A 16540-nucleotide genomic window follows, 5' to 3' on the forward strand; every position below is an offset into this window, starting at 1 on the left:
GGCGCTTTAGCTATTGACGTACTATTAAATTATAGAACGTGAACAGATGAAGTATTTGTTGTACCGCTATCAACTAGGGCACCTGTCACCATCACAACACGCTCACCAGCATGAGCTAAACCACTTGCTAATGCCGCTTCTTTACCGATACGGTAGAAGTCGTCAGTAGAAGCGATTTCGTTAACTAATTGTGTTGTTACACCTTTAACTAAGAGTAACTGACGAGCTGTTTCTTCGTTGTTTGTTAATGCTAAGATAGGTGCGGTTGGGAAATATTTACGGATAGAACGCGCTGATTTACCACCGAAGGTTGCAACAACAATCAGAGGGGCATCTAAGTTTTCAGCCATTTCTACCGCACCGCGACAAACTGCTTCAGTTACACGTAATTTTGCAGCAGTTTGTTTGTAATCAAGGCGAGATTGCATGATACGATCTGTACGATCACAGATAGTTGCCATGATAGTCACAGCTTCTACTGGGTATTTACCTTTCGCACTTTCACCTGACAACATAACAGCATCAGTACCATCTAAGATAGCATTCGCAACGTCACCCGCTTCAGCACGAGTAGGGCGTGGGTTTTTGATCATTGAATCTAACATTTGCGTTGCAGTGATAACCACTTTACGCGCAGCGTTACATTTTTCGATCATCATTTTTTGTGCGAAGATAACTTCTTCAACTGGGATCTCAACACCTAAGTCACCACGAGCAACCATGATGCCGTCAGAGGCTTCTAAAATCTCATCAAAATTGTTTAAACCTTCTTGGTTTTCAATTTTAGAGATGATCATAATGTTTTCGCCGCCGTGTGCATTTAAATGAGCACGCATTTCTTCAACGTCAGAACGTTTACGAATAAATGATGCCGCAACGAAATCAACACCTTGTTCGCAACCAAAGATAAGATCTTGTTTATCTTTTTCAGCTAATGCTGGTAAGCCGATAGACACGCCAGGTAAGTTAACACCTTTGTTTTCACCTAGATCACCGTTGTTTAAAACTTCACAAACAACTTCTGTATCAGTGACAGCAGTTACTTTCATGCCGATAAGACCATCATCAACTAACACGGTGTTACCAACAGTCAAGTCTTTCGCGAAACCTTCGTAAGTGACAGCAACGCGATCTTTGTTACCCACAACAGTTTTGTCTGTAGTGAATGTGAAAGTTTGACCAGCAACTAAAGCAACATCATTACCACCTTCTAATTTGATGGTACGGATTTCTGGACCTTTAGTATCTAATAAGATAGCGGCTTTTTTGCCTGTTTTTGCGCAAACGTTACGCAGATTTTTGATACGGTTGCCATGCTCTTCATAGTCACCGTGAGAGAAGTTTAGACGCATAACGTTCATGCCTGCGTCCAGTAATTGATTCAGTTTTTCTTCAGATTCGGTTTTTGGCCCGATGGTGCAAACAATTTTTGTCTTTTTCATGGCAGTCTATTTAATGGTTGTATTGTAATGGATGAATAAGGATTAATGTCGCTGTTTTCTATTAACAGTATCAACGGTGCAAAACAGGATGTACAAACTCATCTCCACGGGATAAGTTGCGCAACATGTTAATGGTTCAGCAACATCATAAAAATCTTGTCACTATTTTGTATCAAAGGTTGGCAGACATCTTTCATTATAGTCTATCACGATTCATTTGTTCTGTTTTCTAAAGATGCCTGTAAATCAATACGCTGAAACCTTTCAACAAAATTATGTTTCGTATTATAGAGGTTAATTTCTATGAAGAAAATCGAAAAAAGGTAAATTTAAGTGATGTGATCAAAATACAGTGCTGACTGCTTGTTTTTTAAGCGTTTTGTTGCGCAATAAAATATTGCAAGCTAGATTAATTATTTTGTAGGGTAGATAAGATGAATAAAAATAAGAAAATAGAGAAAGAGAAATGGTGCGTCCAAGTGGACTCGAACCACCGACCCCCACCATGTCAAGGTGGTGCTCTAACCAACTGAGCTATGGACGCACTGTATTGAGATGTTGCCGAAAAATAAATGGTGCGTCCAAGTGGACTCGAACCACCGACCCCCACCATGTCAAGGTGGTGCTCTAACCAACTGAGCTATGGACGCACTGTATTGAGATGTTGCCGAAAAATAAATGGTGCGTCCAAGTGGACTCGAACCACCGACCCCCACCATGTCAAGGTGGTGCTCTAACCAACTGAGCTATGGACGCACTGTATTGAGATGTTGCCGAAAAATAAATGGTGCGTCCAAGTGGACTCGAACCACCGACCCCCACCATGTCAAGGTGGTGCTCTAACCAACTGAGCTATGGACGCACTGTATTGAGATGTTGCCGAAAAATAAATGGTGCGTCCAAGTGGACTCGAACCACCGACCCCCACCATGTCAAGGTGGTGCTCTAACCAACTGAGCTATGGACGCACTGTATTGAGATGTTGCCGAAAAATAAATGGTGCGTCCAAGTGGACTCGAACCACCGACCCCCACCATGTCAAGGTGGTGCTCTAACCAACTGAGCTATGGACGCATTATCTATTGGGTGACAACGGGGACGAATATTAACGAGATGATTCGATTCTGGCAAGAGGAAAAACACAAATTTATATTCAACTGCTCGTATTTAAAGCTATTTGTTGATATTTGTGTCATTCCCTTGCCTAAATAACCGTTTCTCTTTAACGCTCTGAGCGTAATAACACCACTTCATCAGATTGACGTTGGATCCACCAAATACGAGAACCCATCATAATGGCTGAGGCCGTTAAACCTAAAATAAAGCCAATCCAGAAACCAGCAGGTCCCATGGCTTCAACAAAGTAATTAGTGCGTCCTAATATATAACCAGAAGGCAACCCAATTACCCAGTAGGCAATAAAGGTAATAAAGAAGATAGAGCGGGTATCTTTATAACCTCGTAATACACCTGAGCCAATAACCTGTACAGAATCTGATAACTGATAAAGCGCAGCGAATAACATAAGATGAGAAGCTAATGTCACTACTTCAATATTATCGTTATACATTAACGCGATTTTTTCTCTAAAGATGATAGAGAAAATGGCGGTACAACTTGCTAACATTAGCCCAACCGCAAGTGCTGTAATCGCTGAAGTACGAGCTTGTTCTGTGGAACGTTGCCCTAAGTTATGACCAACACGGATTGTCGCTGCTATTCCCAATGAAAGCGGGAACATAAACATTAGAGAACTAAAGTTAAGTGCTATCTGATGGCTCGCAACCGCAGTAACGCCTAAAGGTGAAACTAATAATGCCACAACGGCAAACAGTGTTACTTCAAAGAATAAGGCTAAACCAACAGGTAATCCTAAAAATGTAATACGTTTTATCGTGTGGAAATCAGGGCTTACTAAACGTTTCTTTGGCATAACGTCACGTTGTGTCGGTGCTCGACGCACGTAATAACGCATCATTAAGAACATTGCCCAGAAAACAGAGGCCGTCGCAACACCACAACCAATCCCCCCTAATTGTGGGGCACCAAATTTACCGTAAATAAAGGCATAGTTAACAGGGATATTAATTAATAAGCCAATAAAACCAATTATCATGCCAGGTTTTGTTTTGGATAATCCCTCACATTGACTTCTTAACACTTGATAATAAAGGCAACCGGGTGCACCCCACATAATGGCATGAATAAATCCAATGGCTTTTTCGGCTAATTCAGGTTCGATATCATGTTGCGCTTCAATAATAAAACGGCTGTTATAAAGAATAGCAATGACCATGATGGATAAGAAAGTGGCGAGCCAAAACCCTTGCTGTGTACGATTAGCAATGTGTTTTCGTTGTCCTGAACCATTTAATTGTGCAACGATTGGGGTTAATGCCATTAATATGCCTTGACCTAATAAAATCGTTGGTAACCAAATAGACGTACCTACTGCCACCGCCGACATTTCTGTGGCATTTACAGCACCCGCCATGACAGTATCAACCACACCCATTGCTGTTTGGGAAAATTGCGCGATGATAACGGGGATACCGAGAGCAAGTAAGCTACGCGCTTCTCTTATGTACTTCTGCACGCATACACCTTTATTTATTATAAGAAAACGAAAAGAAAGGAAGAGAACAAACGTCGTATTGTTAAAATGACGTAAAGAGATCCTCAAGACCGCTTATTCTAATGATAAAAGTTTAATTAGCAACGAAAGAAGTTTAGCTTTTCAAACACAGAATTTTGATAATTTATTGGGTATTTTTACGTTATATTTAACGGCAATAATCGACAAAGAATAAATGCGATATTTGTTCCTTTGCATTAATACGAGCTATGTTATCCTTAATAGCATAAACCTAAATTGAGTTTACAAGTTTATCGACCCAAGGAGATGTCAGATGTTTACAGGTATTGTTCAGGGAAAAGGGCGGGTTATTGCTATCGAAGATAAAGGCGATTTTCGTACCCATATCATTGAATTACCCAACGAGTTAGTCGGCAATTTAGAAACAGGTGCTTCTGTTGCAAATAATGGTTGCTGTTTAACTGTCACTAAAATTGAAGGGACAAAAATTAGCTTTGATTTAGTGAAAGAGACATTACGTTTAACTAACCTTGGCGAATTAAAAGTCGGTTCAGAAGTCAATATTGAACGTGCGGCTAAATATGGTGATGAAATTGGTGGCCATGTGATGTCGGGTCATATTGTAACAACCGCTGAAGTTGCCAAAATTATTACATCAGAAAATAATTTACAAATTTGGTTTCGTATCTTTGATAAAGCATTAATGAAGTACATTTTACACAAAGGGTTTATTGGTATTGATGGGATCAGTCTAACGGTGGGCGATGTAGTTAATAACCGTTTTTGTGTCCATTTAATTCCTGAAACTCGTGATAGAACGACATTGGGTCGTAAACGCCTTGGTGATAAAGTCAATATTGAACTTGACCCTCAAACTCAGGCGATTGTCGATACAGTAGAGCGCGTTATGGCACAACAAGCACAGCAACAAGCTTTATTAGCAGCACAACAAATTGAAAATGAAGAGCAAGCTTCACATAATTAATATATTGCTCTGAAAAGATAATCCAAGAAAAAGCCAGTTTATCAATCAAACTGGCTTTTCTCTTTTTATAAAAAGAATAATTAACGAGGGATCTGTAAACCGCCAATATGGCCTTTAGGGCTGAGTACTATTTGCCATAACTGAATATCTCTGGCACGAAATGCACCCGCACAGGCATTAAGATAATAGCTAAACATACGCTTAAAACGCGGTGTGTAATTCGATTCAATATCTGGCCAACTAGCTAAAAAACGCTGATACCATGCCATTAATGTTTTATCGTAATCAGCGCCAAAGTTATGCCAATCTTCCATCACAAATTTACTGTCCATTGCATGAGCGATTTTTTGAATAGAAGGTAAGCACCCATTAGGAAAGATATATTTGCTTATCCAGCTATCTACATTCACTTTATCGCGGTTAGAACCTATTGTGTGTAGTAAAAACAGACCATCGTCCTTTAAATTATGGCGAACCACATCAAAATAAGTTGCATAATTTTTAGGTCCTACATGTTCGAACATACCCACTGAAACGATACGATCAAATTTTTCATGTAAATCACGATAGTCTTCTAAAATAATATTCACATCAAGTCCTTGGCACCGATCTTGTGCCAGTTTCTGTTGTTCAACAGAAATGGTGACACCAGTAACAGAAACGCCAAAGTGTTTGGCTGCATAGCCTGCCAATCCTCCCCAACCACAGCCAATATCTAATAAGGTCATACCTGGCTTTAAATCTAATTTTCGGCAAATTAAATCTAATTTATGTTCTTGAGCTTGGGCTAAATTATCTGCATTTTTCCAGTAACCACAGGAATATTGCATATTAGGATCAAGCATGGCAGTAAATAAATCATTCCCTAGATCGTAATGCTCTTTACCGACCATCCATGCACGTTTTTGTGTTTGTAGATTAAAAAGACGGGCTATCGCAATTTTGAAAATATCGCGTAGATTTTGTGGGAGTTTATTTTCAAGACCAGCACGTAAAACTTTATGAAAGAATATATCCAGTCGCTCACAATCCCACCAGCCATCCATATAACTTTCGCCGAGACCTAATGAGCCTTGCTGTAATACTCTTTTATAAAAATTTTGATTATGAACCTGAATATCATAAGGTTCTGAGCCATTAACTCGAATATCAGCGTGAGCTAACAGTTCTATTGCGATCTTTTTATAAGGATCGTTGGAGGTCTTTCGGCCTTCTTCTACACAAGATGTACTCATATACTCTCCGCGTAAACTAAGCGGGTTTTGAAACATAAAGCTAAAAAAGGATGTGTGCAGATTGACAGTATTAAAATGGTATTGTGTTCAGTATGAATTGAACGAATAGAATTAATAAGACAACTAATCTGACATAATCAGCAAATAATCTGTTTAATGTCTCAAAATCCGAAAGAAAAATAAATAAAACGCTATTACAGCGTATAGATAAGTATAGAGACGCAGAGTATTTTTCTCTAGAAAAGAAAAAGGCCATTTTTTATAAAATGACCTTTTTAAGATAATTCTTAAAAGAGAGGCGGAGGTTATTCGGCGGTTTGAACCGTGTGTTTGGTAACAGATTTATTACGCTGAATAAAGTAACCAACTGCCATTGGGATTGCTGTTAACGCCATAATTGCAGTGGTGTTAATCAGAGGCTGTTGACTGATAAATGCAGACACAATAAAACTGGCTAAGCTACAAAGACCCAGTTGAAGTGCATTTTGTAGTGCCGCCGCTTTACCACTGATTTCAGGGTAAGCAGATAAAGCATTAGATACCGCGATTGGATAAGATGCACCATTCATTGCAGCCATAATACAGAACGGAATTAAAATAGTTGTTAATGTCGGTTCCGTAAATTTAGCAACAAGGTATAACGCAGTCATACTGACAGCATAACCAATTAATAACAGTGGTAGCAGCGTTTTACCTGTCATTTTTGACAGTAAAATACGACAACCATAACCCCCCACCATAAATGCAATAGTTTGTGGAATATAACTTAAACCGATATCCTGTGGAGAGTAGCCCATTTTTTCAAGAATGATTGGCGAGCCGGCTAACCAAGCAAAGAAACCTGCACTACAAGACGCGTAAACTAATACGTTACCTGTGTAGAGAGGGGATTTTAATAAAGTCATAAAGGAAGCTGAAGATTGGTTTGCATCTGTGACCGACTTCTGTTTAATGTTTTTTAGCATTAATGTCGGTAACATTAGCACTAACGTTACTGCCATTAACAACATGAAAATCATACGCCAGCCACCGTGATTTAATAATGATGCACCAATTAAAGGTGCAAGTGCCGGTGATAATGCAACCAGTGGCATAATTAAAGCAAAAACGTGCTGAGCGCGAGATTCATCAAAACGGTCGATGACAAGCGCTTGCCAAATAACAGCAGCCGAGCAGACGCCGAAAGCTTGTAAGAAGCGCATAGCAAGTAAGCCAGTTGCACTCTCAACCCACAACATACCAAGGCAGCCTAAAGAGAAAAGGCTTAAACCAATAAGTAGAATAGGTTTACGACCTACTTTGTCAGAAAGTGGTCCCCAAAGTAACTGAGCAATAGCAAAGCCAAATAAAAAGATACTTAAGCTATTACTAATAGCACCTTCGCTGATAGAGAGTTCACGCTGCATCATACCAAATGCAGGTAAGTACATATCAATAGCTAAGTAACCTAGCATACTTAAACCCGCTAGGTACACCATAAAGCTCATAGGTGTTTTTGAGTGTGTGGAAGTTTTAGAATTCATTGTATTTTCTATGTTATGTGATGTAGAACATTTTATGTATTGTAACTAAGACCTATTTTACTTGTGAAACGGGAATATTTGGTTAATGCTGTGAAAAATTTTCAAAGGAATAAACGCTATGTGGTCAGAATACTCTTTAGAAGTTGTTGATGCCGTTGCAAGAACAGGAAGTTTTAGCTCCGCCGCTCAAGAATTGCACAGAGTACCATCCGCCGTTAGTTACACTGTTCGGCAATTGGAGGAATGGCTTGCCGTTCCTTTGTTTGAACGCCGTCACCGTGATGTAGAATTAACCGATGCAGGTAAAATTTTCATCAAAGAAGCACGATCTGTTATCAAAAAAATGAATGACACTCGGCATTTTTGTCAACAAGTTTCTAATGGATGGCGCGGTCAATTCAGTATAGCAGTTGATTGCATTGTTAAACCTGAAAGAACACAACAACTTATTCTCGATTTTTATCGCCATTTTCCTGATATTGAACTGTATGTTTATCCTGAAGTGTTTAATGGTGTATGGGACTCCTTAGTCAATGGTCGTGTTGATTTAGCCATTGGAGCAACCAGAGCTTCACCAATTGGTGAGCGTTATAGTTTTAGAGATATGGGATTTATGCCTTGGCGTTGCGTTTGTCATATTGATCACCCTTTAGCAAAAGCACAACATCCATTAACGGATGATGAGATGCGACCTTATCCCAGTTTATGCTTAGAAGATACCTCACGCAGTTTACCCAAGCGTGACACTTGGGCACTAAATAATCAGCGTAGAATGATTGTTCCGACATGGGATATGGGGCTTGAATGTTTGCTAGCGGGATTATGCGTAGGAATGGTGCCTTGGCATCGTGCCGAACCTTTAATTGAACAAGGTCAACTGGTTACTTTACAACTGGCACAACCATTGCCAGACAGCCCATGCTGCCTGACGTGGGTTGATAAAAGTGAATCACCCGCTTTGACATGGTTGTTAGATTATCTTGGCGATAGCCAAACCTTAAATAAGGAATGGCTTCGTTAGAAATCAGCTAGCGGAATAAAGATGAATTAACGGCGGTAATCGATAAAAGGACCGTCAGCAACTGAACGGCGCTCAACTAATCGAGGATGAACTTCGATTGTTTGGGCGTCTTCGCGTTTATTGACGATGCGATCAAGCAACATTGATAATGCCATTTGACCTAAACGTTCTTTTGGCTGGTGGACGGTTGTTAATGCAGGGGTAAAATAACGCGCATTACGAATATTGTCGTAACCCACAATAGAAATATCGAAAGGAACACGTAAACCAAGTTCATCCGCAGCACAAATGGCGCCCATTGCCATCACATCACCCCCGCAAAAAACAGCAGTAGGGCGGTGTTTTTGATTGAGCATTTGGTACATCGCTTTATAGCCAGATTCAGGCTCAAAGTCGCCTTGTACAATCCACTCATCTTTTACTGTGATTTTTGCTTCTTCCATGGCTTTTAAGAAACCTTGTAAGCGACCACCCCCCGTATTACGTTCTAATGGACCAGGGATAATGCCAATATCACGATGACCACGTTCAATCAGGTAACGACCTGCAATATAACCACCATGGAAAGCGTTATCGATAATGGTATCTGTAAAGTCGCCACGTGCTTTTCCCCAATCCATGACAACCATAGGAATATTACGATAGCCCTCTAAAAGAGTAAGCAGGTGATCGGGATATTCAGAGCACATGACTAATAATCCATCAACACGTTTTTGTGCCAACATCGCTAAATAGGCTTTTTGTTTATCGAGGTTATTATGTGAATTACATAAAATCAGGGTATAGCCTTTGCTATAACAACTATTTTCTACAGCTTCAATCACTTCCGCAAAGTAAGGAGCTTCACTGGACGTGGCTAACAGGCCAATAGATTTGGTGTGATTGACTTTTAAACTGCGCGCAACGGCACTAGGCGAATAATTTAATTCTTTTATAGCGGCCCAAACTGCTGCCCGTGTGTTCTCAGCAACAAAACGTGTTTTGTTGATCACATGAGAAACAGTCGTGGTTGATACGCCTGCGCGTTTTGCCACGTCTTTTATTGTTGCCATGGTGTGGAAAACTCCTGACCTTCATTGGTCTCTTTTATCTAATTTTGTGGTTTAACTGCCAGTATAGTCATACATAGGGCAAACACTGGCAATAATTTAGCGATTAGCTGTGAATTTTGTATGATCTAGCTCAAAAGTGAAAGTATTAATCAATGTTATAAATTGTGCACTGGTCGCTATTTTAGCAAATTTTGATATGTGATAATAATTAACCATGACAAGGTTATGGTTAAAAGTGTGTATTATAATCATTTTGAGGGAGAAATAGATGGATACGGATCTGAAATTTGGTTTGAGTACAGCCGTTGCAGCGCTTGTTATGATCGTTTTATTTTCGACTATGATGTTCTAATCACTGCTTTATAGAATATCCGATCAATTTAAATCATAGATTATCGAATATCTGAATATAACAAAGGGCTCAAGGCCCTTTGTTATTTTGTCACCAAAAATGAATCTCAGTCACTCACCTTTGATTATTAAGTTCAATTAAGCAAGATTAGCTTCGACAAAAGACCAGTTAACTAATGCCCAGAACTCTTCTAAATATTTAACGCGCGCATTACGGTAGTCGATATAGTAAGCATGTTCCCATACGTCTACTGTTAACAGTGGTTTGTCTGCGCCTGAAACTGGAGTTGCAGCATTAGAGGTATTAACAATTGCAACCGAACCGTCAGCTTTTTTAACTAACCAAGTCCAACCTGAACCGAAGTTTTTCGCTGCCGCGTCATTAAATTGTTTTTTGAACTCTTCAAAAGAGCCAAATGCTTTGTTGATAGCATCAGCAATTTTACCTGTTGGTGCGCCACCTGCATTTGGTGCTAAGCAGTTCCAGTAGAAAGTGTGGTTCCATACTTGAGCTGCATTATTAAAAATACCACCATCAGTAGATTTGATGATTTCCTCTAAAGATTTGTTTTCTAAATCAGTACCTTTAACCAGATTGTTTAAGTTGGTTACATAGGTTTGGTGGTGTTTGCCGTAGTGATATTCTAAAGTTTCTTTAGAGATGTGTGGCTCAAGAGCATCTAACGCATAAGGTAATTTTGGTAATTCGAAAGACATTGCGTACTCCTTTAAACTATCTATTTCGGGTTTTGTGCCTGAAATCATTCCATCAAAATTATTTGAATTGATAGAATGAGGCAAATGAATCACTAAGTTGTTACTATTTTGCTAATTATTTTAACAAAAATCCGCTGAAATAACAGCTAAATATCTTTTATCTATAGTTATAAGCCATATAGATTAATTATACTCATAAGAGTATATCCCTCTTACCTACACGTAAAGTAGCAAAATTGCATTTATCATGAGAGAAGTAACAGGACATGGTTTTTGAAGCTAAAGAGTGTAAGCAAAATAAAAATTAAACATTTGTCGTTCTATTTGGCTGTTATTATGTTGGAATGATGACTTCCCCTTTGAGGAGAGTGGTGTTAACTAGGAATTAACTTTATTTTAATCCGCATTGGTTTTGTGTGTCATTCCTAGAAATTATCCCCAAAAAGCTTATTTCATTAACCCGTTGTTATTCCATAATAAGCGTATACATCATTTTTATTACGACTAAAAAAAGAAATAATGCGAATATTTGGCGAACTCTTGGAATAGGAAGTCGATAAGCAACTTTTACACCAACAGGTGCGAAGAGTATGCTGGTGATACTTATCCCGATAAAAGCAGGTAAATAGATAAAGCCTAAATAATAGTCATTAATGGTTGTTTGATCCCACCCATAAATAATCCCCATTATCGTCCCGATAGAGGCAATAATAACGCCGATCATTGATGATGTCGCAATGCATTTACGTGTATTAAAACCCCAATGGCTTAAAAGAGGGATGGTGATAGTGCCACCTGCAATACCAATAAAGCTGGAGATGAAACCGATTAACGATCCACCACTTATTAATGCTGGTTTAGAGATAAGAGGATCTTTTACATTTTCGATGCGTTCAGTTTCTTTCTTTTTGGTTAATAATCCATAGATGGTGTAGATCATGAAAATACAGAACACAATTTGTAATATTGTATTTGACATTTTTTGTACAAAAAATGTGCCAACAAACATACCGATAAGTGTTCCTGTGGCTAAGAAAGGAAATTGATCCCATAAAATAGCGCTATGCTTGTTATGAGAATAGGCTGAAGAAGCGGTAGAAAATATAATGACAGAAAATGAGGTTGATAAGGCGATTTTCATAACCATATCGGTTGGAATGGCTTGTTGACTCACGACATACATGACGACAGGAACAATGATTGCACCGCCTCCAATTCCAAGTAGACCAGCGAAAAAACCAGTAACACATCCCACGAAAAGAAACAGTAAAATCATGTCCATAATTGATACTCATAATAATTTATAACAAATATATGTATCAAGATTATATCGCTTTTGGGGCGCTATTTTTAGCCTAAAAAATCAGGCGAATTAAATTAATCTCTCATTATTGTCTTATCGTTTCTTGTACTCCTTTAACGTATTAGCGAATTTAATGCTTATTGAAAAATAAAGTAGAAATCATCATTGAACAATGATTTCTACTTAAACGATTAATCCCAGTGTGGCGCTAAACCATCTGGGCTTACCTGTCGTTCATTTTTATCTAATTTTCTGATGGCTTCTATATCATTCTTATCAAGTTGCAATGTTGTCGAATGTAAGTTGCTCAGTAAATTTTCGCGTTTTGTTGATGATGGGATAACAGAGTATCCTTCATGTATCGCCCATGCCAATATCACTTGTGCTGCGGTTGCACCGTGTTTTTTGGCTATGTCTTGTATCACCTCATCTTTTAACGCATTGCCATAAGCCAAAGTCATATAGGAAGTAATATGAATACCCTGCTGTTTTGCCCACTCAGTCACTTTACGATTCTGTAAATAAGGTGATAATTCTATTTGATTGGTCGCTATGTTTTCTACACCAACGGCTTTTATAGCTTGCTCCATGAGGGGAATGGTAAAGTTAGAAATGCCGATCTCACGGGTTAATCCCTCTTTTTTAGCTGCTAATAATGCTTGCATAAATTCATCAACAGACACTTCATCATTTGGAGAGGGCCAGTGGATTAATGTTAGATCAACATAATCCATTTGTAAGTCACGGAGACTTTTCTTGAGGCTAGGAATAAGTTTGTCTTTAGCGAGATTAGCTATCCAAATTTTGGTAGTAACATATAGCTCATCACGAGCAATACCACTTTCCGAGATAGCTTGACCAACAGCTGATTCATTTTCATATATTTGTGCTGTATCTATAGCTCTATAGCCAACTTCCAATGCATTTTTAACAGATGCGATGACCACATCATCTTTTAAACGAAAAGTTCCAACACCAATTACAGGGACGCTCATGTTTACCTCTTTAAAATATTTAATGAGAGAAAATTTGATGAGCAGAGAGTACAAGACTGTATTTTTTGGATATATAGCAAAAAAGATAATTAACTTTTGCTCAAAATACAATAATAGAGAAATCCGCTTTTGTCATTGTTATCAATTTAATCACTTATTTGATATCAACTATGCTAAATAGCTCTACCGCCGACGATGTTGGCTAAAGTTAAAACTATAGTGATTGTTGATTTTGTGAGAAGAAAGCAAGATGGGCAATGAGATAAAAAAATAGACTATCCCAGACGGTAGCGCATTGATTTGTTGATTGTGTTATACAACTAATTTATTCACTCAGATATTAATAAACAGAACGACATAACTATTATAAAAACCTTACAGGAGAAATACGGTGTTTACTTTAACCAAAATAGAGAAAAGTGATTGGGATTTTTTTAAAAAATTATATACGGACACTGAAATAATGAAGTTTATTTCTGATCCACTAAGTGATCAGCAAATGAAAGATGCTTTTGATAGTCGGCTGCCTAAGTGGGATGTAGAGTCTTCTCATTGGTTGTGTTTTGTGATCCGACGGGAAACTGACGGCGTTCCTATGGGATTAACCGGTTTAAGGATGGTTCGAGAAAATAATAAACGGGTCGCTGAGGTGGGTTACATTATCGCGAATGATTTTTCAGGAATGTCTTTGGCTACGAATTCATTAGCCACTTTATTGGCGTTGCCTGAATTATCAGCTATTTCACAGTACCAAGCGGTTATTACTAACGGAAACAATGCATCAGTCCGAGTTTTGGAAAAAAATGGGTTCATCCTTACGGACGTTATTAAAGATAACTACACTATTGGCGGAGTTATGTTTGATGACTGTATTTATAAATTAAATAAATAACAATATAAAACGTGTAATCGCTTGTTTTGTTTGTCTGGTATTGTCATATTTTGTCGCGTATTTTCTCATCAATTATAAGATGTATTTATTTTAATCATTTGATTTTTATTGGAAATAAACTTTACGTAGAGCTTTCTAATATAAAGTGGTATTCTTCTTTCATGTTTTCCCTATATAAAGCATATCGAATATAAAAGGCTGTAAGGACTGACAAATGACGACTATTGAAAAAATTGAACGCCAGATCAACGAAAACCCAATTATTTTATACATGAAAGGTTCACCAAAATTACCAAGTTGCGGTTTTTCTGCTCAGGCAGTTCAAGCTATCTCTGCTTGTGGTGAGCGTTTTGCGTATGTTGATATCCTGCAAAACCCAGATATTCGTGCAGAATTACCAAAATATGCACACTGGCCAACCTTCCCACAATTATGGGTAGATGGTGAATTAGTCGGTGGATGTGACATTATTTTAGAAATGTATCAGCGCGGTGAGTTACAGAAGTTATTAAAAGAGACGGCTGATAAATATCGTGGTGAAGAAGAAGCACAGTAATTCATTTTTATCTTTTCGGTATTGAAACGCATAAAAATAATCAGATTTTCAATAAAAAAAGCCAGCTCGATGATGAACTGGCTTTTTTCTGTTATTCATAAACAGATTAGAAAAATCATCACTTCAAGGTGTCGGTAACGGCCATCCACCAAGTTTTTTCCAACGGTTAACTAATTCACAAAAGAGTAATGATGTACGATTAGTGTCGTATAATGCACCATGTGCTAATTTGCTATCAAAGGGAATGCCCGCCGTGATGCAGGCTTTCGCCAAAATTGTTTGTCCTAATACCAATCCACTTAAAGCTGCTGTATCAAAGGTTGCAAAAGGATGAAAAGGATTACGTTTTAATCCAGCACGTTCAGCTGCAGCCATGACAAAGCTGTGATCAAAATTTGCATTATGAGCGACAATAATGGCGCGATTACAATCTGCATCCTTCATTCCTTTACGTACCATTTTAAAAATGGCATGAAGGGCTTCATATTCACTGACTGCGCTACGTAAAGGATTAGTTGGGTCAATACCTGTAAATTCTAAGGCTGCGGGTTCGAGATTTGCCCCTTCAAAGGGTTCAACATGAAAATGTAATGTGTTATCAGGTTTTAGCCAACCTTGTTCATCCATTTTTAATGTAATGGCGGCGATTTCAAGTAAACCATCTGTTTTCGCATTAAATCCACCTGTTTCCACATCAATGACAACAGGGTAGTAACCCCGAAAACGGTTACAAAGCTTATTGGGATTATTTATATCAGGCATTAAGTTGTACTTATCCGATAAAAATAGAATATCGGAAATTGATAATCAGTAAGGCCAGAAAGATACACATGTTATCTTTCTGGTTTTAATAAAAATTAGTGACCTAGAGCGTGACTTGCACTTTTGTTTTCGATGAGCTCGATTTTATATCCATCAGGATCTTCAACAAAAGCAATAATTGTTGAGCCACCTTTTACTGGACCTGCATCACGGGTAACATTACCGCCTGCTTGGCGAATGGCTTCACAGGTTGCAGCAACATCATCAACACCTAATGCTACATGCCCAAAAGCGGTTCCCATTTCGTAGCTGTTCACACCCCAGTTATAGGTTAATTCTATAACCGCACCGGTGCTTTCATCACCATAACCAACAAAAGCTAACGAGTATTTATATTCCTCATTCTCGCTAGTGCGTAGAAGTTGCATACCCAAAACCTTGGTATAAAAGTCGATAGAACGTTGTAAATCGCCCACTCGGATCATGGTATGAAGTACTCGCATATAAACCTCTTGTGTTTTTTTAATGATCAAACCCTACAGATAAACTGATGGCGGGGTACTATAACGCGTTAAAGCCCTAAAGTTCAATTTTACTACGCCTTTAACAGTTCAATAAATCATGTTGTGCAGATAATATCTCTATTAACTATACTCTATTGTAACAAAAAAGAGGGAGGGAAAATCAAATGCAAGAACAATTAGAATTTTTTGATATTCCTAGTCCTTGTATTGGGCGTTGTGAAATGAATGCGCAAGGATATTGCGTCGGATGCTATCGTAGCCGTCAAGAGCGCTTTAATTGGTCAACAATGAATCAACAAGAGAAAAGAAATATATTACGACTTTGTCGGCAACGTTATTTAAGGACATTAAAAAAATTGGGTTCTTCAATTGAAAAAGAGAATGATCAACTCAATTTATTTTAAATGTTCTACTTATTTTTTAATATTAAAATAATAATTAACTATCTTTTAAATTCATTATTGTTATTTATTGTAGTCATGTGATTTATTATTTTTTATTTATTAATGTGACGTTGTAGCTTTGTGATGTTACTGTGCTATTCTTTTTTTAATTTCTTGATTGTAATAGTGTTTTTTCTTTTTTA

General features: G+C 38.1%; 16 protein-coding genes and 6 tRNA genes. 6 read left to right on the forward strand and 16 right to left on the reverse strand.

Annotated features, from left to right (window positions below):
* Positions 1–29: 29 nt before the first annotated feature.
* The 8 genes from pykF to DK865_RS08425 form a co-directional block, all read right to left on the reverse strand.
* Positions 30–1442 carry a pyruvate kinase PykF gene (gene pykF, locus DK865_RS08390; RefSeq protein ID WP_023582345.1) on the reverse strand — a complete coding sequence of 471 codons (1413 nt, stop codon included), beginning with the start codon at positions 1440–1442 and terminating at the stop codon, positions 30–32.
* 467 nt (positions 1443–1909) lie between these two features.
* Positions 1910–1986: transfer RNA gene (locus DK865_RS08395), tRNA-Val, on the reverse strand.
* A gap of 29 nt (positions 1987–2015) precedes the next feature.
* Positions 2016–2092: transfer RNA gene (locus tag DK865_RS08400), tRNA-Val, on the reverse strand.
* Positions 2093–2121: 29 nt separating this feature from the next.
* Positions 2122–2198 (reverse strand) — tRNA-Val (locus tag DK865_RS08405).
* Between the two features lie 29 nt (positions 2199–2227).
* Positions 2228–2304 (reverse strand) — tRNA-Val (locus DK865_RS08410).
* 29 nt (positions 2305–2333) lie between these two features.
* Positions 2334–2410: transfer RNA gene (locus DK865_RS08415), tRNA-Val, on the reverse strand.
* A 29-nt stretch (positions 2411–2439) separates the two neighbouring features.
* Positions 2440–2516: transfer RNA gene (locus tag DK865_RS08420), tRNA-Val, on the reverse strand.
* 148 nt (positions 2517–2664) lie between these two features.
* On the reverse strand, positions 2665–4038 hold the full coding sequence (locus tag DK865_RS08425) for an MATE family efflux transporter (RefSeq protein WP_036913218.1): 1374 nt from the start codon (positions 4036–4038) through the stop codon (positions 2665–2667).
* A 313-nt stretch (positions 4039–4351) separates the two neighbouring features.
* On the opposite strand from DK865_RS08425, the gene DK865_RS08430 reads away from it, so the two are divergent.
* Entirely contained in the window at positions 4352–5023 is a 672-nt protein-coding gene (locus tag DK865_RS08430) for a riboflavin synthase (protein ID WP_023582344.1), read from the forward strand.
* A gap of 80 nt (positions 5024–5103) precedes the next feature.
* Here the strand turns inward: DK865_RS08430 and cfa are convergent, their stop codons facing one another.
* Complete coding sequence (cfa, locus tag DK865_RS08435; protein ID WP_109391658.1) at positions 5104–6258, reverse strand: cyclopropane fatty acyl phospholipid synthase; 1155 nt, start codon at positions 6256–6258, stop codon at positions 5104–5106.
* 305 nt (positions 6259–6563) lie between these two features.
* Positions 6564–7781 carry a purine nucleoside transporter PunC gene (punC, locus tag DK865_RS08440; RefSeq protein ID WP_036913212.1) on the reverse strand — a complete coding sequence of 406 codons (1218 nt, stop codon included), beginning with the start codon at positions 7779–7781 and terminating at the stop codon, positions 6564–6566.
* Between the two features lie 118 nt (positions 7782–7899).
* On the opposite strand from punC, the gene punR reads away from it, so the two are divergent.
* Entirely contained in the window at positions 7900–8802 is a 903-nt protein-coding gene (gene punR / locus DK865_RS08445) for a DNA-binding transcriptional activator PunR (RefSeq protein WP_109391659.1), read from the forward strand.
* A 26-nt stretch (positions 8803–8828) separates the two neighbouring features.
* Here the strand turns inward: punR and purR are convergent, their stop codons facing one another.
* Positions 8829–9854, reverse strand: a complete 1026-nt coding sequence (gene purR / locus DK865_RS08450; protein WP_023582340.1) for an HTH-type transcriptional repressor PurR — start codon at positions 9852–9854, stop codon at positions 8829–8831.
* Positions 9855–10122: 268 nt separating this feature from the next.
* On the opposite strand from purR, the gene cydH reads away from it, so the two are divergent.
* Complete coding sequence (gene cydH, locus DK865_RS19055) at positions 10123–10206, forward strand: cytochrome bd-I oxidase subunit CydH (protein WP_102949514.1); 84 nt, start codon at positions 10123–10125, stop codon at positions 10204–10206.
* 137 nt (positions 10207–10343) lie between these two features.
* Here the strand turns inward: cydH and sodB are convergent, their stop codons facing one another.
* From sodB to dkgB, 3 genes are all read right to left on the reverse strand, one after another.
* Entirely contained in the window at positions 10344–10922 is a 579-nt protein-coding gene (sodB, locus tag DK865_RS08460) for a superoxide dismutase [Fe] (protein ID WP_036913209.1), read from the reverse strand.
* A gap of 466 nt (positions 10923–11388) precedes the next feature.
* Complete coding sequence (locus tag DK865_RS08465; protein WP_023582338.1) at positions 11389–12204, reverse strand: sulfite exporter TauE/SafE family protein; 816 nt, start codon at positions 12202–12204, stop codon at positions 11389–11391.
* A gap of 212 nt (positions 12205–12416) precedes the next feature.
* Positions 12417–13220, reverse strand: coding sequence for a 2,5-didehydrogluconate reductase DkgB (gene dkgB, locus DK865_RS08470; protein ID WP_109391660.1), 804 nt, complete (start codon positions 13218–13220; stop codon positions 12417–12419).
* Between the two features lie 391 nt (positions 13221–13611).
* Here dkgB and DK865_RS08475 point away from each other — a divergent pair, with 391 nt between their 5' ends.
* Positions 13612–14112, forward strand: coding sequence for a GNAT family N-acetyltransferase (locus DK865_RS08475; protein ID WP_109391661.1), 501 nt, complete (start codon positions 13612–13614; stop codon positions 14110–14112).
* A gap of 214 nt (positions 14113–14326) precedes the next feature.
* Positions 14327–14668 carry a Grx4 family monothiol glutaredoxin gene (locus DK865_RS08480; protein WP_006537039.1) on the forward strand — a complete coding sequence of 114 codons (342 nt, stop codon included), beginning with the start codon at positions 14327–14329 and terminating at the stop codon, positions 14666–14668.
* A gap of 123 nt (positions 14669–14791) precedes the next feature.
* Here DK865_RS08480 and rnt read toward each other — a convergent pair whose 3' ends face one another.
* Together rnt and gloA are read right to left on the reverse strand one after the other, a co-directional pair.
* Entirely contained in the window at positions 14792–15430 is a 639-nt protein-coding gene (gene rnt, locus DK865_RS08485; protein ID WP_109391662.1) for a ribonuclease T, read from the reverse strand.
* A gap of 95 nt (positions 15431–15525) precedes the next feature.
* The gene (gloA, locus tag DK865_RS08490) at positions 15526–15933 is read right to left on the reverse strand and encodes a lactoylglutathione lyase (protein ID WP_036913202.1); all 408 of its coding nucleotides are present in this window, start codon (positions 15931–15933) and stop codon (positions 15526–15528) included.
* A 185-nt stretch (positions 15934–16118) separates the two neighbouring features.
* On the opposite strand from gloA, the gene DK865_RS08495 reads away from it, so the two are divergent.
* Complete coding sequence (locus DK865_RS08495) at positions 16119–16358, forward strand: DUF1289 domain-containing protein (protein WP_036913199.1); 240 nt, start codon at positions 16119–16121, stop codon at positions 16356–16358.
* Positions 16359–16540: the final 182 nt, after the last annotated feature.

This window comes from Proteus cibi (genome assembly GCF_003144405.1).
Classification (GTDB): domain Bacteria; phylum Pseudomonadota; class Gammaproteobacteria; order Enterobacterales; family Enterobacteriaceae; genus Proteus; species Proteus cibi.